The following is a 24,055-nucleotide window of genomic DNA, read 5'->3' on the forward strand; positions in this document are numbered from 1 at the left end:
GCCCTCGGTGCGTTTCCGCAGGTGCCCCGTGTCATCCGGTCGGCCCCTCACCGCTCGCCGCCCGTCCCCGCCCCCGGAACCCTGGAGTGCGGGACGGCAAGCGGCGCGGACGCGCGGGGCGGCGGGAGACGAGTGGTGCGGCCAGGTGACGTGGACGACGAGGGAGCGGCCGCCAGAGCCGGTGGCCGGCTCCCCGGCGATCCCGTACCCGACCCGGGTCTCGGGCTCGGCGACGAGGCGCTGCCCGTGCCGCCCTCCGGGCCACCGCCAGCCCGGCGGACCGGGTACGGGCGGGCCTTCGTGCACGCGCTCCCCGTGCTGCTGATCGTCGTCGCCATCCTGTACGACATCTTCACCCCGAGATACTTCACCGCCGGGCCCCTCTACACGGCCGCGCCCCTGATCGCCGCCCCGCTCTACTCGCGGCGCGGCACGGCGCTCACCGGCGTCGCCGTGGTCGCCGCGGTCATCGGGCTGCAGCTCGGCAAGGGCGTCATCCACTACGTCGACTCCCTCACCGAGCTGATCACCATCGCCACGGTCGCCGTACTCGCCGTCCTCGTGAACGGCATGGTCCGCCGCAGCAGCGAGCGCCTCGTCTCCGTCCGTGAGATCGCCGAGGCCGCCCAGCGCGCCGTCCTGCCCGAACCCGCCGAGCGGATCGCGGGCTTCGAGATCGCCGTCTGCTACGAGGCCGCGCAGGCCGACGCCTTCATCGGCGGCGACCTGTACGCGGTGCAGGACAGCGCCCGCGGCGTCCGGCTCATCGTCGGGGACGTGCGCGGCAAGGGCATGGGTGCGGTGGCCGCCGTCGCCGTCGTGATCGGCGCGTTCCGGGAGGCGGCCGAGCAGGAGGCGACGCTGGAGGCGGTGGCACAGCGCCTGGAGCGGGCGCTGGCGCGCGAGGGCACCCGACGCGACGGACTGGACGCCTTCGAGGGCTTCACCACCGCCGTCCTCGCCGAACTCCCGCACGGCGGCGGCACCGTCCGCATCGTCAACCGCGGCCATCCGCCGCCCCTGCTGCTCTACGGCGACGGCACCCTCGGCCCGCTGCCCGCCCACGAGTCGGCGCTGCCGCTCGGCATGGGCGAGCTGGGAGTGTGGCCCGACCGGGCGGAGGAGGCCCCCTTCCCCGGCGGGGCCACACTGCTGCTCTACACCGACGGGCTGACCGAAGCCCGGGACGCGAAGGGCGAGTTCTACGATCCGCAGGCGCGGCTGACCGGCCGCGTCTTCCCGCATCCGGCGACCCTGCTCGCCACCCTCGCCGAGGACGTGCGCCGGCACTCCGGGGGCGGCATGGCGGACGACATGGCACTGCTCGCCGTCCGGCGCCCCCGGCGCGGTGATCATGATCATTGTCACGAGCCGTGACAGCGCGACCCCCCTCCGCATAACAACTGATACACCGTCAGAAGAAACTGGCGCGAGAGGGAATACCGAGGCCGGGTCAACTCGCCCGGTTTTCACCGGTCGTGAGGCGTACGTCCCGGCCGTATTCGGTAATGATCAAGAGGAACGGCTTGGAATCGGAGCCTCGCGTCTATTAACGTTCGATAACGCAGCGCGGTCGTCCCAGCCGTCACAGAAGGCGGCTCCGTGCGCACGCGCCGAATCCCGCAAGGGAACCGGGGAACCACCACATTGGGGTGAATCGGGCGTATGCCGCCGTGGAAAACGGTCGGCAGACACCCGTAGGAGACCTTCCTGCTCCGAACCCGTCAGCTAACCCGGTAGGCGAAAGGAAGGAAAGGAGTACGCCCACGTGGCGTCCAACCGGCCTGCCCCCGAGGCCCCGTCCGCGCCCAGTGGGCACGGCACCGACACCTTCGGCTACGACGGCTACCGCACCGAAGAGGGCCCCTGGGAGGAGTGGAATCCCACCGCGGAATCCATCCGCCCCGTACGCGGCCGGCACCGCGTGGCCAAGCAGCGCGGCGGACTCGCCCGCAGCTCCACCGTCCTCGGCGTCGGTGTCATAGCCGCCGTCGGAGCGGGCGGCATGGCCAGCGCGCAGACCGGCAAGCCGCCGGTGTCCATCTCCATGCCGGACCTGCCGAACGTCGGCTCGCTCCTCCCCGGCGACGACGAGAAGTCGGAGCCCGAGGGTTCCGCCACCCCGCTCAGCGGCATCACCCAGGCCGTCGCCGCCGACAGCGCGGAGAAGACCGGCACCACCGGCGCTGGTGAGTCGCTGCGGGCCCGGATCATGGCGCAGGCCGAGCAGCAGCAGGCGCAGGTCGAGACCAAGGCCGCCGCCGAAGCCGCCGCCGCGGCCGAGAAGAAGGCCGCGGAAGCCGCCGCCAAGGCGGAGAAGGAGGCCGAGGAGAAGGCCGCCGCCGCCAAGAAGAAGGCGGAGGAGGAGGCCGCGAAGAAGGCCGAGGCCGAGCGGCTCGCGAAGCTGGCCAAGCAGTTCACGCTGCCGACCTCCTCGTACACGATCTCCTCCACGTTCAACCAGGCCGGCTCCCTCTGGTCCTCCGGCCACCACACCGGCCTCGACTTCGCCGCCCCCACGGGCACGCTGCTCAAGGCGGTGCACAGCGGCACCATCACGTCGGCCGGCTGGGACGGGTCGTACGGCTACAAGACGGTGCTCACCCTCGACGACGGCACCGAGCTCTGGTACGCGCACCAGTCCTCCATCAACGTCAGCGTCGGCCAGCAGGTCACCACCGGCGACGTCATCGGCCGTGTCGGCGCCACCGGCAACGTCACCGGCGCCCACCTCCACCTCGAGGTGCACACCGACGGCGGCACCGGCATCGATCCGATGGCCTGGCTGCAGAGCAAGGGCCTCACCCCCTGAGCCACCCCGCCCACGACGCGCCCCGCCGATCCCCGGCGGTCCTGACGGCGACCCCCCGACGTCAGGGCTGCCGGTTTGCGGGGATTTTGCGTGCCTGCCGGAATCGCCCGCTCCGGCGCGGTCGTTGAGTCCCTACATGACTTCTCTGCGCAAGCTCGGCTCCTCCGACCTCGAGGTCTTCCCCCTGGCCCTGGGCGGCAACGTCTTCGGCTGGACCGCCGACCGAGACCGGTCCTTCGCCGTCCTGGACGCCTACACGGCGGCCGGCGGCAACTTCGTCGACACCGCCGACTCCTACTCGGCGTGGGTCGACGGCAACAGCGGCGGTGAGTCCGAGACCGTCCTGGGCGAGTGGTTCGCGGCCCGCGGCAACCGTGACGACGTCGTCCTCGCCACCAAGGTCAGCCAGCACCCCGAGTACCCGGGCCTGTCCGCCGCGAACATCAGGGCCGCGGCCGACGCCTCGCTGCGCCGCCTGGGCACCGACCACATCGACCTGTACTACACCCACTTCGACAAGCCCGAGGTGCCGGTCGAGGAGATCGTCGGCGCGCTCGACGAACTGGTGAAGGCCGGCAAGGTGCGGCACATCGCCGCCTCCAACATCTCCGCCGAGCGGCTCGCCGCGTCCCTGGAGTTCTCCGACCGCGAGGGCCTCGCCCGGTACGTCGCCCTCCAGCCGCACTACAACCTGGTCTCCCGCGACACGTACGAGGGCGAGCTGCGCGACCTCGCCGAGCGGGCGGGGCTCGCCGCCGTGCCGTACTACGCCCTCGCGGCCGGCTTCCTCACCGGCAAGTACCGGCCCGGCACGGAGGTGGACAGCCCGCGGGCGGGCGGTGCGGCCAAGCACCTTAAGACCGAGCGGGGCCGCCGGGTGCTGGCCGCCCTGGACGAGATCGCCGAGGCCCACGACGCCCCCGTCGCCACGGTCGCCCTCGCCTGGCTGGCCGCCCGGCCGACGGTGGCGGCGCCGATCGCGTCCGCGCGCACGGTGGAGCAGCTGCCGGCGCTGCTGGGCGTGGCCGAGCTGAGCCTGACGGAGGACGAGGTCGGCCGGCTGACCCGGGCGTCCGCCTGAGCGGACGGTCCTCGCGTCGCGGACCTACGGGCGGTGGGGGCCGGGTGGCGCGTACGGGGTGTACGGCGGCGCATACGGGGTGTGTGGCGGCGCGTACGGGTTGTGCGGGGCCTGCGGTCCGAGCGGCCCGTAGAGGGCGTGGGGGGCGTACGGGGCCTGCGGGGCGTAGGGAGTGGGCGCGGTCCGGAGGCCGTACGCGCCGTGCGTCCCGCCGTACGGATACGCCCACGGCGGCACCGGCTGCGGCACGGGCGGCGGCGGTGCCGTGGCCCGGGCCGCGTGGTCCAGGGCCGGGCGGGCGAGGTCCCGCAGGTGCCACAGGGCGTCCAGCAGTGCCCGCTCCCGTACGGCGAAGTCGGCGCCCGCCCGGCCCCGGCGGCCCCGCTGCCGCAGGAACGCCACCGAGGTCGCGCAGGCCTCGTACCGCGCCACCGCCCGCGCCCCTTCCTTCCCGGCGTGCCGGCGGGCGTACTGCCGGGCGATGCGGCGGGCCCGCATCGAGCCGAGCGCGTACGGCTCCGCGGGCGTGAGCCAGCCGGCCACGACGTACGCGGGCAGCTCGGCCCGCACGGTGCCCAGTTCGCGCTGCCGGGTCCAGATCACCAGCCAGGTCAGCAGGCCGAAGGACGGCACCATGAACGCCGCGTACACGGCGAAGAAGCCGTACTCGCCGAACGCGGCCGAGCCGTTCCACAGTGCGTGCATGCCCATCGCGAGCAGCAGTCCGGCCAGGGGGAGCAGGGCCCGGCGCAGGTGGTGCCGGCCCGTCGAGAGCGCGGCGACGCCGAAGCCGATGCCGGTGAGCACGGTGAACAGCGGGTGCGCGAACGGCGACATCACGACCCGCACGAAGAAGGTCGCCGCGGTGACGGAGGCGATGCCGCTGTCGCCGGTGAGCTGGTCGGTGCCGAAGGCGGTACCCAGGTAGAGGATGTTCTCGGTGAAGGCGAAACCGGTGGCGGTGACCCCGGCGACGACCACGCCGTCGACGATGCCGGTGAAGTCCCGCCTGCGGAAGAGGAAGACGAGGAGGACGGCGGCCGCTTTGGCGGACTCCTCGACGACCGGGGCTATGACCGTGGCGCCCAGGGTGTCCGCGCTCGCCGGGTCGGCGGTCGCGGTGGCTATCCAGCGGGTCGCGAAGCTGTTGGCGACGATCGCTATCAGCGCCGCCGCGCAGGCCCCCCAGGCGAAGCAGAAGAGCAGGTTCCGCCAGGGGCCGGGGTCCACCCGGTCCAGCCAGCGGAACGCGGCTATGAGCAGCGGCACCGGCAGCACCGCCAGGCCCAGCCCCACCAGGAACCCCTGCGTGCCCGTCTGTTCCCGCACCAGGGCCAGGATCACCAGGCCGGAGAGCGCGAGCAGGGTGATCAGCGCGCCGTAACGGACCCAGGTCCGCTGCCACCAGTGCGTATGCCGGTGCGCACGGGTCGGATACGGGGGACAGGTGGCCACGGCAGGACCCTAACCGGTGGGGGGCAGCTCCTTGTGCGGTACGCGGCGGAAGAGCAGGTCGTTCACCACATGTCCCTTGTCCAGTCCCTGGCCCTCGAAACGGGTCAGGGGCCGGTGCTCGGGGCGTGGCGCGAATCCGCCGTCGGGCACGGTGTTCTCGAAGCCGGGGTGCGCGGTCAGCACGTCGAGCATCTCCTCGGCGTACGGCTCCCAGTCGGTGGCGCAGTGCAGCACGGCCCCCGGAGCGAGCCGGGCCGCGGCCAGGGTCAGGAACTCCGGCTGGATCAGCCGGCGCTTGTGGTGCCGCTTCTTCGGCCACGGGTCGGGGAAGTAGACGCGCAGCCCGGCGAGCGAGTCGGGGGCGAGCATCTCGCGCAGCAGGATGATCGCGTCGCCGTTGGCCACCCGGATGTTGGACAGCTCCTGCCGCTCCGCCAGGCCGAGCAGGTTGCCCTGGCCGGGGGTGTGGACGTCGGCGGCGAGGATGTTGGTGTCCGGGTCGGCGGCGGCCATCCGGGCGGTGGCCTCGCCCATGCCGAAGCCGACCTCCAGGACGACGGGCCGGGCGTTGCCGAAGAGTTCGGCGAGGTCGACGATCCGCTGACCGTCGATGTCCAGTCCCCACCGGGGCCACAGCCGCTGCAGCGCGTCCGCCTGCCCGGCGGTCACCCGGCTCCGCCGGGGCTGGAAGCTGCGGATCCGCCGCTCGAAGTGCGACCCGGCGGGATCGGCCTTGGGCCCGTCGGGGAAGCGGGGCTCGCCCTTGGCACGGACGTGCCGCAGGGAAGCGGGTGCGGCATCGGAGGTGTGGTGGGAGTCAGACACAATGCGTCGATTTTAGACCGCGCCCGTGGTTGCGACTGCCTGTCGAAGTAGTTAGAGTCTATAACGTAAGCGATTGACTGAAACGGCAGTTGTATCCGTGGGGAGAGACTCTGTGATTCACCACCAGATCCGCCTGGCCATGCGCCCCGACGCCCCCCAGGACAAGGTCGAGGAGGCGCTCGAGATGCTCCGCAGGATGGGGCGCGAGATCGATGCCGTCGCGTACTGGACGGTCGGGCGCGACGTGGGCGGCGACTTCGACTACGGAGCGATGTTCGCCGTCGAGGACATCGAGGGCTACCGGGCGTACATGCACGCGCCGCTGCACCGGCGGGTCGACGAGATCGGGCTGCCGCTGGTGCGGCACATGGTCTCCCACGACCTGACCGACGACGAGGATCCGGCCACGGGTGACCGCATCCGGCGGATCCACGCCGAGCGCTTCGCGGGGGACCCGGCCCTCGTCGCCCTGATCGAGGGCCTCGGTTCGTACGAGGGCAGCAGCGCGCCCGGGCGCGGCTAGCCGGGCCGCCGGGTGGCCGGGCGGCCGGGTGGTCCCTGGTCCGCCAGCATCGCCAGCGCCCTGCGGGCCACCTCCCGGCCGATGGGCAGGGACGCGGTCGCCGCGGGCGACGGCGCGTTCAGGACGTGCACCGCGTGGGCGCCCTCCTTGATCAGGAAGTCGTCCACCAGCGTGCCGTCCGCGAGCACCGCCTGCGCCCGGACCCCGGCGGGCGCCGCGACCAGGTCGTCCTCCGTCACCGCCGGCAGCAGTCTGCGGACCGCGGCCGTGAAGGCGCTCCTGGACAGCGACCGCCGCAGCTCGCCCGCCCCGTATCTCCAGTGCCGCCGGGCCATGTGCCACGAACCCGGCCAGGCAAGGGTTCCGCCCAGCTCGCGGGGGCGCACCACGCCCCAGCCGTATCCCTCGCGGGCCAGCGCCGGAACCGCGTTCGGTCCGACGTGCACGCCGCCGTCGATCCCCCGGGTCAGATGCACGCCGAGGAACGGGAACGCAGGGTCCGGCACCGGATACACCAGTCCCCGCACCAGCTCCGGCCGCGCCAGCTCGTAGTACTCGCCCCGGAACGGGACGATCCGCATGCCCGGGTCGTCCCCGGTCAGCCGCGCGATCTCGTCGCAGTGCAGCCCGCCGCAGTTGACCAGGGCCCGGGCCCGGAGCACGTCCCCGGTGCGGGTGCGGACGGCGACGCCCAGGCCGGGGCGCCGGTCGACGCGGTGCACCTCGGCGCCGTAGCGGATCTCCGCCCCGGACGCCCGGGCGAGCTGCCGGGCCACGGCGCCGTAGTCGCAGATTCCGGTGGTGCCGACGTGTATGGCGGCGAGGCCGCGCACCTCGGGCTCGTACTCCTGGATCTGGGCGCCGCTCAGCTCGCGCACCGGTATGCCGTTCTCCCGGCCGCGCTGCACGAGGGCGTGCAGGCGGGGCAGCTCGGCGCGGTCGGTGGCGACGATCAGCTTGCCGGTGACGGCGTGGGCGATGCCGTACTCGGCGCAGAACTTGACCATCTCGGCGGCGCCCCGGACCGCGTAGCGCGCCTTGAGGGAGCCGGGGCGGTAGTAGACACCGCTGTGGATCACGCCGCTGTTGCGGCCCGTCTGGTGGCGGGCGGGGCCCGGCTCCTTCTCCAGGACCGTGACCCGGGTGCCCGGGGCGGCGCGGGTGATCGCGTACGCCGTGGACAGGCCGACGATCCCGCCGCCGATCACCAGCACGTCGCAGTCGTACGCGATGCTCCGAACGAGCCCGGTCCGCACTTCTTCCATTTCCCGGCCCACCTCCCGCTTCGATAGTGCACTGCGCCACTGACAATGCCCTCAAACCCGGGAGGGGCGGACGATCGGGCGATCAGGCCGGAGTCACCAGCAGCGGGCGGGCGCGCTCGCGCAGCTCCACCACGCGCGGCTCGTCGCCGTACGGCTCCAGACGGTGCAGGAGGTCCTTCACGTACTCGGTGGTACGGGCCGAGGAGATGCGCCCGGCCACCTCCACCGCCCGCACGCCCTGCTCGCAGGCGGCGTCCAGATTGCCGGACTCCAGCTCGGCCACCGCCGAGACGACGAGTCTGAGACCGTGCGAGCGTACGAACTCCTCCGTCGGTTGCGACAGCGCCTGCTCGGTGAACCGGCGGACCTGGCGTGGTGCCTTCAGGTCGCGGTAGCACTCGGCCGCGTCGGCGGCGAACCGGTCGTAGGAGTAGAAACCCAGCCACGTCGGATCGCTGTCGCCGGGACGGGCGCGCTCCAGCCAGCTCTCGGCGGCCTTCAGGGCGGCGCCGGCCGCCACCGCGTCGCCCGCGCGCGCGTGGGCGCGGGCCTCGACCAGGCGGAAGAAGCTCATGGTGCGGGCCGTGGCCAGGCCGCGGTTGCGCTCCAGGGCGGCCTGGGCGAGGTCCACGCCCTCGTCGCCGAAGCCGCGGTAGGTCGCCTGGAGGGACATCGAGGCGAGGACGTAACCGCCGAGCGGGACGTCCGCCGCCGCGCGGGCCAGGCGCAGGGCCTGGATGTAGTAGCGCTGGGCCGCCTCCTGCTGGCCGGTGTCGAAGGCCATCCAGCCGGCCAGCCGGGTCAGTTCGGCCGAGGCGCCGAACAGGGCGCGGCCGACCTCGTCGGAGTAGGAGCCGAGGAGGAGCGGGGCCGCCTCGACGCGTAAGCACTCGGGGACCATCGAGGAACGCCAGTCGCCGCCGCCGTACTTGGAGTCCCAGCGGCGGGCGTCCTCGGCGGCCTCGCGCAGCTTCTGCACATCACTGTGGCCGACTTTGAGCGGTGCGCCGGAGCCCTCGGCCGGGCTCACCTCGCGCGCCACCGAGCTGTCGGCCGGGGTTATCAGCCACCGGGAGGCGGGCGTCGCGTACGCGCTCACCGCGAACGAACCGGCGAGCGACTGCCAGATGCCGCCGCCGGTGCGGCGGCCGGCGAGGTCGAGACGGTACAGCTCGGTGGCGGACCTGACCGCCTGGCCGACGTCCCGCGGGAAGGCGAGGCCCACCTCGGGGGCGGGATCCGCGTCCGCCAGGCCGATCTCGTGGAGCGGCACCGGTCGGCCGAGCTTCTGGCCTATGGCGGCGGCGATGAGGTGCGGCGCCGCACCCTGCGGCACCATGCCCTTCGACACCCAGCGCGCCACCGACGTCTTGTCGTAGCGAAGTGTCAACCCGCGTTGGGCGCCGAGGTCGTTGACGCGCCGGGCGAGTCCTGCGTTGCTGATTCCCGCGAGGGCGAGAACGGCGCCGAGCTTTTCGTTCGGCCCGCGTTGCTCCCTGGACATGCGCCACCCCTCGACACAGACGGCTGCCGCGCTGGCATAACCACGCGGCATTCGTAAACCCAGCGTAGTTCGCCGCATCCCAGGCGTTAAGAGGCATTGTTCCGGATGGCGGGATTGTGGTCCGTACTCAAGTGCGGTGTATGTACGGTCTGTTGCCGCGTGCTCCCGATGTGTGGCCGTGCGCCCGTGCGTGCGCTCTTCTCCGGCCACGGCGGGAGCGATTCCATGGCGGTGCGTGGGTCGGCCCGCTGTACTGGATCCAGTGGGCTGGGGGACGCCGCCGCCTACATCCCCGCGGGCGGCGGACCGGTCCGGGGGGCGAGTCCCGTCCCCCGGACTGCGCGCCGCCGGTGCGCTGACGGGCGGTGCGCAGAGTTTGTACGGAGCGTGTTCGAGTGTGGCCGCGTGGCGCCGATTTGGCTGAAAATCACCGTTGGTGATTTCGGGGTACAACCGCCCTCACCATGGGAGTTGAGGGCGCGTTGGGGAGCCAAAGGGCGCGTTGCGGGGGCGCATTCGCGTCGTCTTCGCCGTGGGGGAACGGGAGTTGACGGTCCCGCGGCGATGTCCCGGCGTTCTCGCGTGAGTCTCCGCGGGGCGCACTCGCGGAGCACACGCGGCTCCGCCGACGCTCTGTGGCGCGCCCTTCATGGCAGCATGGGGAACCAGTTCGTACCGTGCACTGGTTGTCCCCAGCCTGTGGAGGCGTCGATGCGGTGGTTGGTGGGGTGGAGCAGCGCCGCCGTGGGAGTGGGAGCAGCAGCGGGGATCGCCGGAGCGGGCGGCTCCGCCGGGGCCACCGGCTACGACGGTGAGACCGTGCAGCCCGTGGGCGCCCAGCCGTTGTGGGGCGACCCCGATCCGCTGTGGGCGGTCGGCGACTGGCGGCCCGACGAGGTGCGCGTCGTCGCCGCCGACGCGCAGACCCGGATCGCCGTGCTCGGCATCTGCGGGGCGAGCGACGAGCAGCTGCGGGTCGCGCTGTTCGCCGCGCGCGGGGGCGCGCTTCGGCATCTGACGGCGTGGCCCGGCAGCTACACGGCCGTCGTCCAGGTGGGGCGGCGGATCACCGTCTGCGGCGACCTCGCGGGCGCGCGGCCGGTTTTCCACACCCCTTGGGCCTCCGGCACCGCCTACGCGACCGCCGCGCTGCCGCTGGCCGACCTCGTCGAGGCCAACCTCGACTTCGGCCACCTCGCCGCGCTGCTCGCCACGCCCGACGTGCCGGCCGCGCTGGACGACTCCACCCCGTACGACGGCGTGAAGCGTGTTCCGCCGGGGCACGCGCTGATTCTGCGTGCCGGGGCGCGGGAGATCGCCGGGTACGAACCGGTGGCCTCGCTCGCCGTCGCGGCGCCCTCGGCCGACCCCGACCGTGCGGTGGACGGCGTGCGGGACGCCCTGGTGGACGCGGTGCGCACCCGGCTCGCCGCGCCGCGGCACGTCCCCGGGGACGGCATCGACCCCGGGCCCGTCCCGGGCATGGGGCCCGCGGAGCGGCGGGCGGCCCGCGGGATGCCGGTGCCGGGCATCGGGGCCGACCTGTCCGGCGGGCCGGCCTCGGGCACGCTGGCGCTGCTGGCGGCCGGGCTGCCGGGGATGCCGGGGACCGTGCTCGGACACGGGACCGGAGCGGGGGAGCGGCTGCTGGCCGTCACCTTCAACGACCTCGCCGTCGGCGGGCAGGAGCCCGAGCTGGCGCGGGCGGGGGCGCTCGCGGCCAACCCGCGGCTGCACCACGTGGTCGTCACCGGGGGCGAGGACATGCTGCCGTACGCCGCGCTGGACGGGCCGCTGACCGACGAACCGGCCTCTTCCCTGGTCTCCGCCGCACGGCACCGGGCGCGGCTGGCGGCGGGCAGTGCGGACCACTTCACCGGGTACGGGGCGCGGCAGGTGCTCGACGCGCATCCGGCGCGCCTCGCCGACCTGCTCATGGACCGCAAGCGGCGCCATCTGGTCCGGCCGGTCGCCGCACTGGCCAAGGCCGACGGGTCGGTGCTGGTCCCCGCGCGCGTGTACGGCGCGGCGCGGCGGCTGGCGCGCACGCCGTACCGGAGTGGGCTGGAGGTGCTCGCCGAGCGGTTGCTGCGCAGACGGTTCGACACGCCGGGCGACGGGGCGATGGACGCCTCCCTGGCCGCGCTGACCTGGGCCGGGCCGGGGCCGGCGGCGCGGTGGCTGACCGGAGAGGCGCTGGCTGAAGTATCGGTTCGCCTGCAGACGTCCTCGCAGCGGTCGGGGGTGGGTCCCGGGCAGCGTCCGGGGGACTTCCGGGCGCGGGCGGCGCTGGCGCGGCAGGCGGCCGAGGTGCGGGTGCTGGAGCAGGCCGCGGAGATCCGCTTCCAGCGGCTGCACACGCCGTTCCTGGACAACCAGGTCGTACGGGCCTGCCGGGCTCTGCCGGAGGCGCTGCGGGTGCAGCCGGGGGCGCGGGCGGCGATCCTGCGGACGGTGCTGGAGGGGGCGGGGGTGAGCGAGCTGCCGAGCGGGTGGGGGGCGCCCACGCAGGCGCTGGCGGCCTCCACGGCGCGGACGGGGCTGCGGGTCGCCGCGGACTCCCTGCTCGGGCTCTTCGACCGGCCGCTGCTCGCGGAGGCCGGTCTGGTGGAGGCGCGGGTCGTGCGCAAGGCGGTGCGGGCGGCGGCCGCGGGTGAACCGCTGCCGCTGGACGGGCTGGCCGACCTCGTCTCCCTGGAGCTGTGGCTCGGCCGCCTCCTGGCCCGCCGCGGCACCTGCTGGACCGGCACCCCGGCCCGCCAACGCGCGGTACCCGCGGGCATCGCGCCGCAGCGGGGGGCGCTGGGCGGGGCCGGGGCGGTCGTGCGGCGGGTCTGAGGTGGGTGCCCGCACCACACCGGTGCGGCGACAATGACTCCGTGCGGTACAGAATCCTGGGCGTCACCCAGACGGAGGACCACGGCACCGTCGTAAACCCCGGCGGTCCCCGCCTACGCGCGCTGCTCACCGCCCTCGCCCTGCGCCCCGGCGACGTCGTCACGCCCACCACGCTGATCGACGAGGTCTGGGCGGAGGACGACCCCCCGCAGGACGCCCCCGCCGCCCTCCAGGCGCTGGTCGGCCGCCTCCGCCGTACCGTCGGCAAAGAGGCCGTCGCCTCCGCCCCCGGCGGATACCGGCTCGTGGCGACCCGCGACGACGTGGACCTGTTCGTCTTCGAGCGCCTCGTACGGCAGGGCACCACCGCCCTCGAACACGGCGATGCCGCGACCGCCGCCCGGCACCTGGACGAGGCGCTCGCCCTCTGGCGCGGCCCCGCCCTGGCCGATCTCCCCGGTCACGCCGCCGGCCCCGACGCCCTGCGCCTGGAGGCGACCCGCGCCCGTATCGAGGCCGGTCTGCGTCTCGGTGACGCCCACGACGCCGTACCGCGGCTGCGCGAACTGACCACCGCGCACCCGTACGACGAACCGCTGCACGCCCTCCTCATCGCCGCCCTGCGCGCCTCCGGCCGCGACGCCGACGCGCTGGCCGCCTACGAGAGCGCCCGCCGCACCCTCGCCGACGGCCTGGGCACCGAACCCGGTCCCCGGCTGCGCGCCCTGCACGCCGAACTGCTCGGCGCCCGGAGCGCGGAGCGGCTCGCCCCGGCACCCGAGCGGGCTCCGTCCGACGGCCGCAAGGGCAACATCAGGCCTCGGCTGACCACCTTCGTGGGACGGGAACTGGAAATCGACGCCATCCGTTCCGAACTGCACGGGGCCCGACTCGTCACCCTCACCGGGCCCGGCGGATCCGGGAAGACCCGTCTCGCCGAGGAGGCCGCCGCCGGGCTCGAGCAGGCGTGGCTGGTCGAGCTCGCTCCGCTCGACCGGCCGGACGCGGTGCCCGGCGCCGTCGTCAACGCCCTCGGGCTGCGCGAGACCGTGCTGCTGACCGGCGACCGGCCGGCCGTGCAGACCGACCCCGTCGCCCTGCTCGTCGAGTACTGCGCCCCACGCAGCCAACTCCTGGTCCTCGACAACTGCGAACACGTCATCGGCGCTGCGGCCCGGCTCGCCGAAACCCTGCTGACCCGCTGCCCGGGCCTCACCGTCCTCGCCACCAGCCGGGAACCCCTGGGCGTGCCCGGCGAGTCGGTGCGACCGGTCGAGCCGCTCACCCCCGAGCAGGCGCAACGCCTGTTCACCGCGCGCGCCGGCGCCGTGCGTCCCGACGCGGACGCGGTCCTGCGGGACGAGGAGGCGGTCGCTGAGATCTGCCGGCGTCTGGACGGACTGCCGCTGGCCATCGAGCTGGCGGCCGCGCGGCTGCGGCTGCTCACCCCACGGGAGATCGCCGACCGGCTCGACGACCGCTTCCGCCTGCTCACCTCGGGCAGCCGTACCGTCCTGCCCCGCCAGCAGACGCTGCGCGCGGTCGTCGACTGGTCCTGGGACCTCCTCGACGAGGCGGAACGCACGTTGCTGCGTGAACTGTCGGTCTTCGCGGGCGGCTGGGACCTGGCGGCCGCGGAGGCCGTGGGCACCGGGCCCGCTGCGGACCTCCTCGGGGCCCTCGTCGACAAGTCCCTCGTCGTCGCCGACCCGGGCGCCGACGGTGCCGCCATGCGCTATCGCCTGCTGGAGACCATTCACGAGTACGCGGAGGAACGCGCCGCCGAGACGCCCGGGCTGCGCGACGCCGCCGAACGCGCCCACCGCGCGTGGGCCCGCGCCCTGGCCCAGGAAGCCGACCCGCTGCTGCGCTCGGCCGGACAACTGCCGTACATCACCCGCCTGGAGACCGAGCACGACAACATCCGCGCGGCCCTCGACCGCTCCCTCGGCGCGGGCGACGAGCCGGAGGCCGCGGCCCTCGCGCTCGCCATGGGCTGGTTCTGGTGGCTGCGCAACTACCGGCATGAAGGCGTCAGATGGCTGGACCGGGTGCTGCGCCTCGGAGCCGCCCTGGATGCGGGGGGTGGCCAGGTGCCGACGGCGGACGTGCTCGCCACCGCCGACCCCGTCGGCGCGCTCCTCGCCGGGAGCGAGGGTGGCCCGACGCACCCGCTGCACTCCTTGCGCATGCAGGTGCGGATGATGCACATCCTCCTCACCTTCGAGACCGCGCCGAGGGAGGGACTGTTCGACGAGCGCATGCGGCGGTACGTCCGGCGGGTGCGGGACCACTTCGCGGCGGGCGGTCCCGAAGCGGCCCGGGTGCCCGGTCTCGTCTGGCCGCTGACCGAGTTCTTCGTCAGCGACTCCGGCGACGTCCAGGGATCCATGGACGCCTCCGTCGCCAACTGCCGTGCCCATGGGGGCGAGTGGGAGATCGCCGCCAGTCTCATGTTCCGTACGCATGCGGTGGTCGACATCTCGGGCTCCCCCGCAGGTATCGACGACGATCTGGCGGAGATGCGTGTGCTCAGCCGACGCGTCGGCGACCGCTTGGTGGAGGCCCAGGTGTGCAGCGCCTTCGGCGAGGCCGCCATGGTGCGCGGCCGCTACGAGGAGGCCAGGGCCGAGTACGCGGAGGCGCTGCGGCTCGCCGAGGAGGTGGGGGCCTTCGCGGAGGCACCGTTCCTCATCGCCCGGCTCGCCGAGATCGCCTACCGCGAGGGGGACCACGGCACGGCGCTCGGCGTACTCGACGAGGCCGGCGCGGCGGCCGACCGGTACGGCGTGGTGGACTCCAAGGCCTTCGTTCTGATGCTGCGGGCCGGGCTCGCGGTGGTGGACGAGGAGTTCGCGCGGGCCCGCGTCCTGTGGGAGGCGGCCCGCGAGGAGTGCCTGCGCGGCACGCCGCCGCCGCAGTTCCTCGCCATGCTGGGGCTGGTGGACGCGCTCGTGACGGCGGGCGAGTCGGGGCCGGGGGCAGCCTTGCCGCTGCTGGTGGACACCCTTCGGACGGCCGTCGAGGAACGGTGCGCCGAGCTGGTCCTCGCGACCCTGGTGGACAGCGCGGCGGGGCTGCTGAGCGACATCGGTGACCAGGCCCGTGCGGTACGGCTGCTCGGTGCAGCCGGGCACTGGCGCGGCGACCGCCCGCGCCCCATGCCGGACCGGGCACACGCCGAGCGGGCCGAGGCCGCCGCCCGCGGTGTCCTCGGCCCGGAGCGGTACGCCGCCGAAGTGGCCGCGGGCGCCTGCCTCACGCCCCGGGACGTCGTCGGCGAGCTGGAGACGGCGGTGCGGCGGCCGGTTCCGCAGGCTCCTACGCGCAGGTGAAGCGGGACTGGGCCCAGTCCGCGAGCGCCAACGAGTCGAAGGGGCTGTGCGGCTCGGTCACCAGCCGCAGCGTCTCCCGTCCCGAGATGTCCACATGGACGGGTACGGCGGGGTCCCCGCCCTTGACCATCCCCGAGTTCCACAGCCGGACGTCGTCCGCGTACACCGAGAAGTGGACCTTGCCCAGCTTCATCGTCAGGTCGTCGACGCCGGCCAGCGCGTCGTAGGACGAGCAGTCGCGGTTGAGGTCGATGGTGACCGAGGAGCCGCCGTTGACGGTGACGCCGTGGGCGTACGACACGTCGTCGATCGACAGGGCGGAGCGCTGCCACACCCAGCTGCTTCCGGTCAGCCGCATCTCGGGGCCGGTGCCGTCGCCGCTCACGTCGTACGCCAGCTCGCTCCACTGGTAGACGGTCGGAGCGGGCGGCGGCGGGGGCGGCGGGGGAGGTGTCGGGGTGGGGGTCGGCTTCGGCTTCGGCGGGGGAGTCGGGGTGGGGGTCGGTTTCGGTTTCGGGGTGGGCTTCGGGGTCGGGGTCGGGGTCGGGGTCGGGGTGGGGGCCGGCTTGGGGGCTGCCACCGGTTCGGGCGGGCGGGGCGGTCGGGTCGAGGGCGCGGGGGTGTCCGGGGCGGGCTGCGCCACCGGTGAGGATGCGGGCGGGGCGGCCTTCGGCGGCTCCTTGCCCGGGGTGTCGTCGCCGATCAGGGCCAGGGCCAGCGCCGCCGCGGCGGCCACCGCGACCACACCGGCCGCGATACCGGCCTTCACCGGCGCGCCCAGTCCCTCGGAGGCCGCCGCCCCGGCACCGGCGCCCGCTCCGCCGGACGCGCCGCCGCTCGCCGCGGCCGCCGCGCCCGCGGCTCCCGCCGCACCGGCGCCCGCGCCCCCGGCGATGAGGCCGGCCGCCTTCGCGTATCCGGCGACACCGAACCAGCCGATGACCGCGACGGGCACCACGGCGGGAATGCCGCTCGCGACCTCCTTGATCTGGGTCGCGGCCAGCCGGCACCTGGCGCACTCCTCCAGGTGTTTGCGCAGCCCGCGTTCGGCCCGGATGCGCAGCCTGCCGCGCGCGTACGTGCCGAGCTGGTCGGCGTAGCGGGCGCACTCCTCGTCGGTGGCGAGGGCATCGCTGACGTGGGCCTGGAGATAGGCCTGCTTGAGCCCCTCGCGGGCGCGGCTGGCCAGCACACGGGTGCCGTTGGCGTCCAGCCCGAAGAGCATGGCCACCTCGCTCGGCGACTCGTCCTCCACCTCGGTGTGCCACAGCACGGCCTGCCACCGCTCCGGCAGCGACCGGAACGCCCGCATGGCCATCGACTGCTCGGCCTCGTGCATGGCGCGGACGTCGGCGCCCAGCTCCAGGGTGTCGTCGTCCGGCACCTTCGCGGTGTGCGCGGCCTGCGTGGCGAACACCGCGAAGTCCTCGACGAGTTGCTCCCGCCCGGCCGACCGGGTCCAGCCGGCGGCGACGCGCCGGACCGCGGTGAGCAGGTAGGCGCGTACGGCGTGCTCGGGTCCCGAACCGCCGCGCACCGCCTGGAGCATGCGGGCGAACACCTCGGCGGTGAGGTCGTCCGCGGTGTGGGCGTCGCGGCAGCAGGTGCGCGCATACCGGCGTACCGCGTCCGCGTGGCGCCGGTACAACTCCTCGTAGGCCGTGTCGTCGCCCGAGCGCATCCGCCCGATCAGCTCGGCGTCGGACGCCGGAAACTCGCGCGGCGGCGGCAGGATGCCGTCGTCGTACAGGTCGCGCGGCGGCGGCAGGACGCTGTCCTCGTGCAGCTCGCGCTGGGCCGGAACCCCGGCCCCCGCACGGCGCTCGTCCTCGGCGGCACCCTCGCGGTCGCCGTCCCGGGAGGGACCTCGGCCGCCGTCCTCCACGGGAGCGGCGTCCCGCCCGGCATGGGGCGGACCGCCCTGGCCCGGCACCTGAGGCGAGTCGCCCGCCCGGGCGCCACCGTCCCCGGTGCGGCCGATCCGGCTCTCGCCGGTCTCGACCTCACCGGGACCGCTCTCGCCGTCACCGAGTGACCCGTCCCGCCCGTCAACGCTCATCGCGGAAAGCCCCCGCCAACCTGCCCAGCCAGTCCGAACACCGGGTCAGCGTGCCATATTGGCTTTTGTTCAGGACCCCCCTGTGCCGACCGTCACTCGTCTGTGGGGACTTCACGTGCCGCGGTAATGACGCTCAGCCGTTCGGGGAAGGAGAAACGGGCTCCCGACGGCGCCGCCGTCTTACACCGGCCGCGACCGCAGCCCCTCCAGCAGGATGTCCAGCAGCCGGGCCGAGGCCGCCGCCTGCTGGACCGGGTCCGGCAGCGAGGGCGCCGCCGTGGCTATGACCAGCAGTACGTCCGACACCGACACGTCCGGCCGCAGCTCACCCGCCGTCCGCGCCCGCTCCACGAGCCGGCCCACGACCTCCAGCAGTGCCGCGGCCCCGTCGTCGCTCGCCACGGAACCCATGACAGAGCCCGTGACAGAGCCCGAGGCAGAGCCCGTGACAGAAGCTGCCGCAGGACCTGTGGCAGAGGCTGGGACAGGGCCCGCGGCGTCCGCGACGGAACCTCCGCCGACGGCCGACGCCCTGGCGGCGGCGGACTCCTCGGGCACCAGCCGCAGCTCGCCGGTGCCCGGCTGTATCCGCTGCTGCGGCACCCGCGGATCACCGGCGGCCGCACCACCGGAACCACCCAGGCCACCGTCGGTGTCGGCGTCGTCCGGCACCCCGACCCGCAGCACCTGCGGCGGCAGCAGCCGGCCGGCGCCCGAGGCAACCGACGTCCGCAGGAAGCGGGACAGCGCCGACCACGGCTCGTCCTCCTGCCCGAGCGCCGTGCGGGCCTGGTCGGTCAGCCGCGCCGTCTCCTCCTCGGCTATCCGACGCACCAGCACGTCCTTGCTCGGGAAACGCCGGTACACCGTGCCGACACCGACCCGGGCGCGCCGCGCCACGTCCTCCATCGGCGCGCCGTACCCCAGCTCGCCGAACACCTCCCGCGCCGCGCGCAGCACGTGCTCCAGATTGCGCTGGGCGTCCACGCGCAAGGGCGCGCTCCGTGCCGCGTCGCCGCGTGCGCCGCCCGCCGCCGTACTCATCGCACCGCCGGGCGCGACGGCCGACGTGGACGACCAATGAGAATCCTGAACATGCATAGACAATCCCCCGGTAATGACGTCTCCCCCCGGAGACTCCCCGCCATCGAAAGCCGGAGTGCGTGGAACGGGCCCGGTTGCGCGGCCCGCCCGTCGCGGACCCCATGAGCACATCCCCCTGCACACCGTGGGAAAGAACATAGTTGAGCGGGGGTCAATTCAGAAGGGGCACGTTCCGCACGGAGCGCCCCCCGATCGGAGCACGGATCACACATGCCCCGAATGTGCCGCCCTGCGAACCCGCACTCACCCATGCTGACCTGCGTGATCATGTCGTGTGACGTCGATTCCCGGGGCCGGGCGCCTCGACGATCTCCGGTCACACAAATTGACGAGCCTGTGGACAAACGCAAGCGCCGGGTGCGTCATGGGATGGTGAAGGAACGTGCGCGCATTCTCGTTGTCGGCGGTGGCTACGTCGGGATGTACACGGCCCTGCGGCTGCAACGGAATCTCAAGGGCGAACTGCGGCGGGGCGAGGCCGAGATCACGGTCGTCACCCCCGACGCCTACATGACCTATCAGCCGTTCCTCCCCGAGGCGGCGGCCGGTTCCATCTCCCCCCGGCACGTCGTCGTGCCCCTGCGCCGCGTCCTCGGCCAGTGCGACGTCGTCGTCGGCGAGGCCCGGTCCATCGACCACACGACCCGCACCGCCACCATCACCACCCTCGCCACCGACGAGGAGGAGACGGGCGCACGCCGGCTGACCTACGACGAACTCGTCCTCGCCCCCGGCTCCGTCTCGCGCACCCTGCCCGTGCCCGGACTCGCCGACCACGGCGTCGGTTTCAAGACCGTCGAGGAGGCCATCGGCCTGCGCAACCACGTCCTCGAACAGATGGACATCGCCTCCTCCACCCGCGACCCCGCCATCCGCGACGCCGCGCTCACCTTCGTCTTCGTCGGCGGCGGCTACGCGGGCGTGGAGGCGCTCGGCGAGCTGGAGGACATGGCCCGCTACGCCGCGCGGTACTACCACAACGTGACCCCCGAGGACATGAAGTGGATCCTCGTCGAAGCCTCGGGCCGCATCCTGCCCGAGGTCGGCGAGGAACTGGGCCGCTACACGGTCACCGAACTGCGCCGCCGCAACATCGACGTACGCCTGGACACCCGCCTCGAGTCCTGCGCCGACCGCGTCGCCGTACTCAGCGACGGCTCCCGCTTCCCTACCCGGACGGTCGTCTGGACGGCCGGCGTCAAGCCGCACCCCGTCCTCGCCGCCACCGACCTGCCCCTGGACGACCGCGGCCGGCTCGCCTGCACCGCCCACCTGTCGGTCGACGGCGCCCCGCACGCGTGGGCGGCCGGAGACGCCGCCGCCGTCCCCGACGTCACCGCGGCGGAACCGGGCCGGAACTGCGCGCCCAACGCCCAGCACGCCGTCCGCCAGGCCAGGATCCTCGGCGACAACGTCGCCCATGCCCTGCGCGGCGAGCCCCTCGACACGTACGCGCACCGGCACGCGGGCTCCGTCGCCTCCCTCGGCTTCCACAAGGGCGTCGCACACGTCTACGGGCGCAAGCTCAAGGGCTACCCCGCGTGGTTCATGCACCGCGCCTACCACCTCAGCCGCGTCCCCACCGTCAACCGCAAGGCGCGCGTACTGGCCGAATGGGTGATCGCCGGGCTCTTCAAACGGGAGATCGTCTCCCTGGGGTCACTCGAACATCCGCGGGCGGAGTTCGAACTCGCGGCCGGTGGAAAGCCTTCTCAGGAGCCCCCGCACAACCCGAAGGGGTCGTCCTGACCGGACCCAGGAACTCCCCCGGCCACTGGGGCGTCTGACGGATGTCGGCCAGGCGGGCACCCTGCCAGACTGGTCCACCACCGCGGGCGCGTCGCCGCTCGCCCCAGCGCGGCCCCCGGGGCCCGGGCCGCCCCGGCCCGTCCCGGTCCCCGGCCGCCGACAACTACACGAGGCAAGGATTCGTGAACTTCACGCGCTGGAGCGCCCGACTCCCCGGAACACAGCGCCGCGCCGCCGCGCGGACCGACACGGCCCTCTCCCCGGACCGGCGGGCGGACGGCTCCGTACCCGCCGCCCGCGCCGAACAGCTGACCGACGAGGCGCCGCTCGCCGCCGACCTCCCCAGCGTTGACGAACTGCCGGTCCGCGACGTCCTCGGCCGCGTCCCGGCCCTCGTCGCCCTCCTGCACGGCCCCGAGCACCGCCTCGCCTACGTCAACGACGCCTACGTCGCCGCCTTCGGCATCCGCGACCTCGGCGCCCGCGCCCGCGAGGCCCTCCCCGAGCTGGACGAGCCGGGCCTCTTCCCGCTCCTGGACCAGGTCCAGCGCAGCGGCAGGCCCCGCACCCTCAAGTCCCGCAAGGCCCCGGACGGCCGCTCGTACACCTTCACCTGCACCCCGGTCACCGCGGGGCACAACGGCGACGGCCGCGGAGTGCTCGTCTTCGCGACCGACGTCACCGACCACGCCGAAGCCGCCGGCCGGCTCCGGGCGAGCGAACGCAGCCAGCGCGAGACCGCCGTCACCCTCCAGCGCTCCCTGCTCCCGCAGGAGCTGGAGGAGCCCGACGACCTGCGCGTCGCCGCCACCTACCACCCCGGCGGCACCGAGGCCGCGGTCGGCGGCGACTGGTACGACGTGATCACCCTGGGCGGCGGCCGCACCGCCCTGGTCATCGGCGACGTCATGGGCCGAGGCGTCCGCGCGGCGGCCGTCATGGGCCAGCTCCGCACGGCGGTCCGGGCCTACGCCCGCCTCGACCTGCCCCCGCACGAGGTGCTCCAGCTCCTCGACGGCCTCGCCGCCGAGATCGACGCCAACCAGATCGCCACCTGCGTCTACGCCATCCACGACCCGAACGAGGGCCGGCTCGTCTACGCGTCCGCCGGCCACCTCCCCATCCTGGTCCGCGACGAGGACGGCACCGTCCAGCGCGCCGACGAACCCACCGGCCCGCCGCTGGGCACCGGCGGCTGGATCCACACGTCCGGCTCGATCGCCCTGCCCCCAGGCTCCACGGCCGTCCTCTACACCGACGGCCTGGTCGAGCGCCGCGACGAGGACCTCGACGAGGGCATCGCCGCACTGGAGCGCGCCCTGTCCGGCGCCACCGGCACGCCCCAGGTGGTCTGCGACCGGCTGGTCCGCTCAGCGGGCGTCACCCCGGACCACGACGACGACGTCGCCGTCCTGGTCCTCCAGCACCCCGCCCGCAAGGGCGCCGAGGCCGAGCTGTTCCGCAACGCCGCCCTGGAACTGCTCGGCGGGGTGGAAGCGGCCCCACGCGCGCGTGCCTTCGCCTCCGGCGTCCTCACCAGCTGGCGCTTCCCCACCGAGCTGCACGACCTCGGCGTCCTGGCCACCAGCGAACTGGTCGCCAACTCCCTCCAGCACGGCACCCCGCCGATGCGACTGCGGCTGCGCCGTACCGACCGCCGCCTGATCATCGAGGTGACCGACGGCGACGACCACCTGCCCCGCCGCCGCCGCGCGGAGCCGGGGGACGAGTCCGGCCGGGGCATCGCCATCGTCGCGACGATCGCCTCCAACTGGGGGTCCAGGCGCACCCCGGGCGGCGGCAAGGCGGTCTGGTGCGAGTTCGTCCTGCAGAAGCCCTGAGCCGACGGCGGAGCGGGAGCGGACCCCGCCCAGCCGCGACCCGCCGGCCCCCGCTCACGCCTCCGCGACCACCACGGCGTCGGCCGGCGCCCCGCCCTGTGTGACCACCCGGCTCCTGGCCAGCGACGGCTGATTCTGTACGTCGGTGAGCTGCCGCCCCAGCCGCACCGCCAGCACCGTGATCCCCAGCGAGAACAACAGGAACGCCACGATGTACGGCGCGTGCAGCGAGGCCCCGAGGGGCCCGCCGACCGCCGGACCGATCGCCAGCGCGAGCTGCTTCACCAGGGCGAAGGCGGAGTTGTACTGCCCGGCGAGACCGGTCGGCGCCAGATCGGCCACCAGCGGCGCCAGCGTCGGCGACAGCATCGCCTCACCCAGCCCGAACAGCGCGTACGTCGAGATGAACGCGGCCGTGGCCATCGTCTGGCTGCCGTGCCCCAGCCCCGCATACCCGGCCACGGCCCACGCCACGGCCCAGATCAGCCCCACGGACGCGATCACCCGGGAGCGCTTGCGCCGTTCCACGAACTTCAGCACCGCGAACTGCGCGACCACGATCACCAGCGTGTTCGCAGCCAGCGCGGTCCCCAGCGCGGACGTGGAGATCCCGGCCGCCTCGACGCCGTACGCGCTCAGCCCCGACTCGAACTGCCCGTAGCAGGCGAAGAACAGCACGAAGCCCAGCACGCACAGCTGCACCATGGCCCGATTGCCGAGGAGCTGCTTCCAGCTTCCGCCGCCGGGCTGTCCCGGCGCCTCCCCGATCCGCGGTGCGCGCGGCGCCCGCACCGTCGCCATGACGGCGACCAGCACCAGGAACATCGCCGCCTCGATCGCGAACAGCAGCGTGAAGGACGACGCGCTCGTGGTGTCGACCAGGTGACCGCCGATGAGCCCGCCGACGCCGAGCCCCAGGTTCTGCAGGAAGAACTGCATCGCGAACGCGCGCGACCGGGTCTCCGTCGTCGAGCAGTCCACGATCATCGTCGCCAGCGCCGGCTGCATCACGGCCTGCCCGGCTCCCAGCGCGGCGGCGGACAACAGCACCGTGCCGGCCGAGGCCGACAGCCCGAGGCTCAGCGCACCGATCGCGGCGGTGACCAGGGCGAGCAGCAGCACCGGCAGCGGACCCCGGCGGACGATGGCCCGCCCGGCGAACGGCAGCACGATCAGCGCGGCCACGGCGAAGACGGCGAGCACGAGGCCCGCCGTGACAGAACCCAGTCCCCGTACCTGCGCCACATAGACGTACAGGTAGGGGACCGTGAAGCCGAGTCCGAACGCGCTGAGTGCGTTGCCCACGTGGATCCGGCGCATCGCCGCGCCCATTGCCCTGGTCACGTTCACCCTCTCTTGATCTCTCGGATCGTCCGCTCCAGCCGTTAGAGCTGAAGACTTAGAAGCTAAAGTTCGAAGGTAAAGAGTACATACCGAAGGACTTCAAAGCAAAGGAGTCGCGTGCCATACTGCGGTCATGGGCGACACCCCCGGCGCCGGCGAGCCGACACTCGAAGAGCAGATCGCCGCCTACCAGCGCGAGTTCCAGGACCTCGACCCGCAGGTTGAGAAGATCGTCTCGGCGCTCTCCCGCCTCAACCGCCGTATGAACGTCGCGTACGGCCGCCAGACCGCCGAGCTGGGCATCAGCAACACGGACTGGG

16 protein-coding genes and 1 riboswitch (1 of these 17 running past the window's edge) are annotated in these 24,055 nt (G+C 73.8%); of the genes, 9 read left to right on the forward strand and 7 right to left on the reverse strand.

The features are described 5' to 3' along the window. Nucleotides 1–150 precede the first annotated feature (150 nt). The 3 genes from C4J65_RS17655 (at nt 151) to C4J65_RS17665 (ending at nt 3,893) form a co-directional block, all read left to right on the forward strand. Entirely contained in the window at nt 151–1,377 is a 1,227-nt protein-coding gene (locus tag C4J65_RS17655; protein WP_162833224.1) for a PP2C family protein-serine/threonine phosphatase, read from the forward strand. A gap of 224 nt (nt 1,378–1,601) precedes the next feature. Further along, nucleotides 1,602–1,757, forward strand: a riboswitch (cyclic di-AMP (ydaO/yuaA leader). Between the two features lie 11 nt (nt 1,758–1,768). After that, the gene (locus C4J65_RS17660; protein ID WP_115743266.1) at nt 1,769–2,812 is read left to right on the forward strand and encodes a M23 family metallopeptidase; all 1,044 of its coding nucleotides are present in this window, start codon (nt 1,769–1,771) and stop codon (nt 2,810–2,812) included. A 136-nt stretch (nt 2,813–2,948) separates the two neighbouring features. Next, nucleotides 2,949–3,893: an aldo/keto reductase gene (locus C4J65_RS17665; RefSeq protein WP_115743267.1), complete on the forward strand. Its 945-nt coding sequence runs from the start codon at nt 2,949–2,951 to the stop codon at nt 3,891–3,893. A 24-nt stretch (nt 3,894–3,917) separates the two neighbouring features. On the opposite strand, the gene C4J65_RS17670 is transcribed toward C4J65_RS17665, so the two are convergent. Together C4J65_RS17670 and trmB are read right to left on the reverse strand one after the other, a co-directional pair. Further along, the gene (locus C4J65_RS17670; RefSeq protein ID WP_115743268.1) at nt 3,918–5,348 is read right to left on the reverse strand and encodes a PrsW family intramembrane metalloprotease; all 1,431 of its coding nucleotides are present in this window, start codon (nt 5,346–5,348) and stop codon (nt 3,918–3,920) included. A 9-nt stretch (nt 5,349–5,357) separates the two neighbouring features. Next, nucleotides 5,358–6,173: a tRNA (guanosine(46)-N7)-methyltransferase TrmB gene (gene trmB, locus C4J65_RS17675; RefSeq protein ID WP_115743269.1), complete on the reverse strand. Its 816-nt coding sequence runs from the start codon at nt 6,171–6,173 to the stop codon at nt 5,358–5,360. A 112-nt stretch (nt 6,174–6,285) separates the two neighbouring features. Here trmB and C4J65_RS17680 point away from each other — a divergent pair, with 112 nt between their 5' ends. Next, nucleotides 6,286–6,696: a Dabb family protein gene (locus C4J65_RS17680; protein ID WP_115743270.1), complete on the forward strand. Its 411-nt coding sequence runs from the start codon at nt 6,286–6,288 to the stop codon at nt 6,694–6,696. On the opposite strand, the gene lhgO is transcribed toward C4J65_RS17680, so the two are convergent. Together lhgO and C4J65_RS17690 are read right to left on the reverse strand one after the other, a co-directional pair. After that, nucleotides 6,693–7,961 (reverse strand): L-2-hydroxyglutarate oxidase, encoded by a 1,269-nt coding sequence (gene lhgO / locus C4J65_RS17685; protein WP_162833225.1) that lies wholly within the window; start codon nt 7,959–7,961, stop codon nt 6,693–6,695. The two genes, C4J65_RS17680 and lhgO, sit on opposite strands and share 4 nt — an antisense overlap. Before the next feature lie 82 nt (nt 7,962–8,043). Beyond that, complete coding sequence (locus C4J65_RS17690; protein ID WP_115743272.1) at nt 8,044–9,465, reverse strand: MFS transporter; 1,422 nt, start codon at nt 9,463–9,465, stop codon at nt 8,044–8,046. A 711-nt stretch (nt 9,466–10,176) separates the two neighbouring features. Here C4J65_RS17690 and C4J65_RS17695 point away from each other — a divergent pair. Together C4J65_RS17695 and C4J65_RS17700 are read left to right on the forward strand one after the other, a co-directional pair. Continuing rightward, nucleotides 10,177–12,303: an asparagine synthase-related protein gene (locus tag C4J65_RS17695; protein WP_115743273.1), complete on the forward strand. Its 2,127-nt coding sequence runs from the start codon at nt 10,177–10,179 to the stop codon at nt 12,301–12,303. 41 nt (nt 12,304–12,344) lie between these two features. Further along, a complete protein-coding gene (locus C4J65_RS17700) occupies nt 12,345–15,638 on the forward strand; it encodes a BTAD domain-containing putative transcriptional regulator (RefSeq protein ID WP_162833226.1) in 3,294 nt (1,097 codons plus the stop codon). On the opposite strand, the gene C4J65_RS17705 is transcribed toward C4J65_RS17700, so the two are convergent. Together C4J65_RS17705 and C4J65_RS17710 are read right to left on the reverse strand one after the other, a co-directional pair. Beyond that, complete coding sequence (locus C4J65_RS17705) at nt 15,625–17,697, reverse strand: sigma-70 family RNA polymerase sigma factor (protein ID WP_115743275.1); 2,073 nt, start codon at nt 17,695–17,697, stop codon at nt 15,625–15,627. The two genes, C4J65_RS17700 and C4J65_RS17705, sit on opposite strands and share 14 nt — an antisense overlap. A 180-nt stretch (nt 17,698–17,877) precedes the next feature. Then, nucleotides 17,878–18,798 carry a helix-turn-helix domain-containing protein gene (locus C4J65_RS17710; RefSeq protein ID WP_115743276.1) on the reverse strand — a complete coding sequence of 307 codons (921 nt, stop codon included), beginning with the start codon at nt 18,796–18,798 and terminating at the stop codon, nt 17,878–17,880. Between the two features lie 372 nt (nt 18,799–19,170). Here C4J65_RS17710 and C4J65_RS17715 point away from each other — a divergent pair, with 372 nt between their 5' ends. Both C4J65_RS17715 and C4J65_RS17720 read left to right on the forward strand, forming a co-directional pair. After that, entirely contained in the window at nt 19,171–20,550 is a 1,380-nt protein-coding gene (locus C4J65_RS17715; RefSeq protein WP_115743277.1) for an NAD(P)/FAD-dependent oxidoreductase, read from the forward strand. 182 nt (nt 20,551–20,732) lie between these two features. Next, nucleotides 20,733–22,391, forward strand: a complete 1,659-nt coding sequence (locus tag C4J65_RS17720; RefSeq protein WP_115743278.1) for a SpoIIE family protein phosphatase — start codon at nt 20,733–20,735, stop codon at nt 22,389–22,391. A gap of 54 nt (nt 22,392–22,445) precedes the next feature. Here C4J65_RS17720 and C4J65_RS17725 read toward each other — a convergent pair whose 3' ends face one another. After that, nucleotides 22,446–23,723, reverse strand: coding sequence for an MFS transporter (locus tag C4J65_RS17725; protein ID WP_115743279.1), 1,278 nt, complete (start codon nt 23,721–23,723; stop codon nt 22,446–22,448). A 145-nt stretch (nt 23,724–23,868) separates the two neighbouring features. Between C4J65_RS17725 and C4J65_RS17730 the strand changes: the two genes are divergently transcribed. Continuing rightward, a protein-coding gene (locus C4J65_RS17730; protein ID WP_115743280.1) for a MarR family transcriptional regulator crosses the window boundary here: on the forward strand, nt 23,869–24,055 show its beginning. The gene runs 362 nt beyond the window's last position; 187 of the gene's 549 nt are visible here — the first part of the coding sequence; the start codon lies at nt 23,869–23,871; its stop codon lies beyond the right edge, outside the window.

This window comes from Streptomyces sp. CB09001 (assembly GCF_003369795.1).
GTDB lineage: Bacteria > Actinomycetota > Actinomycetes > Streptomycetales > Streptomycetaceae > Streptomyces.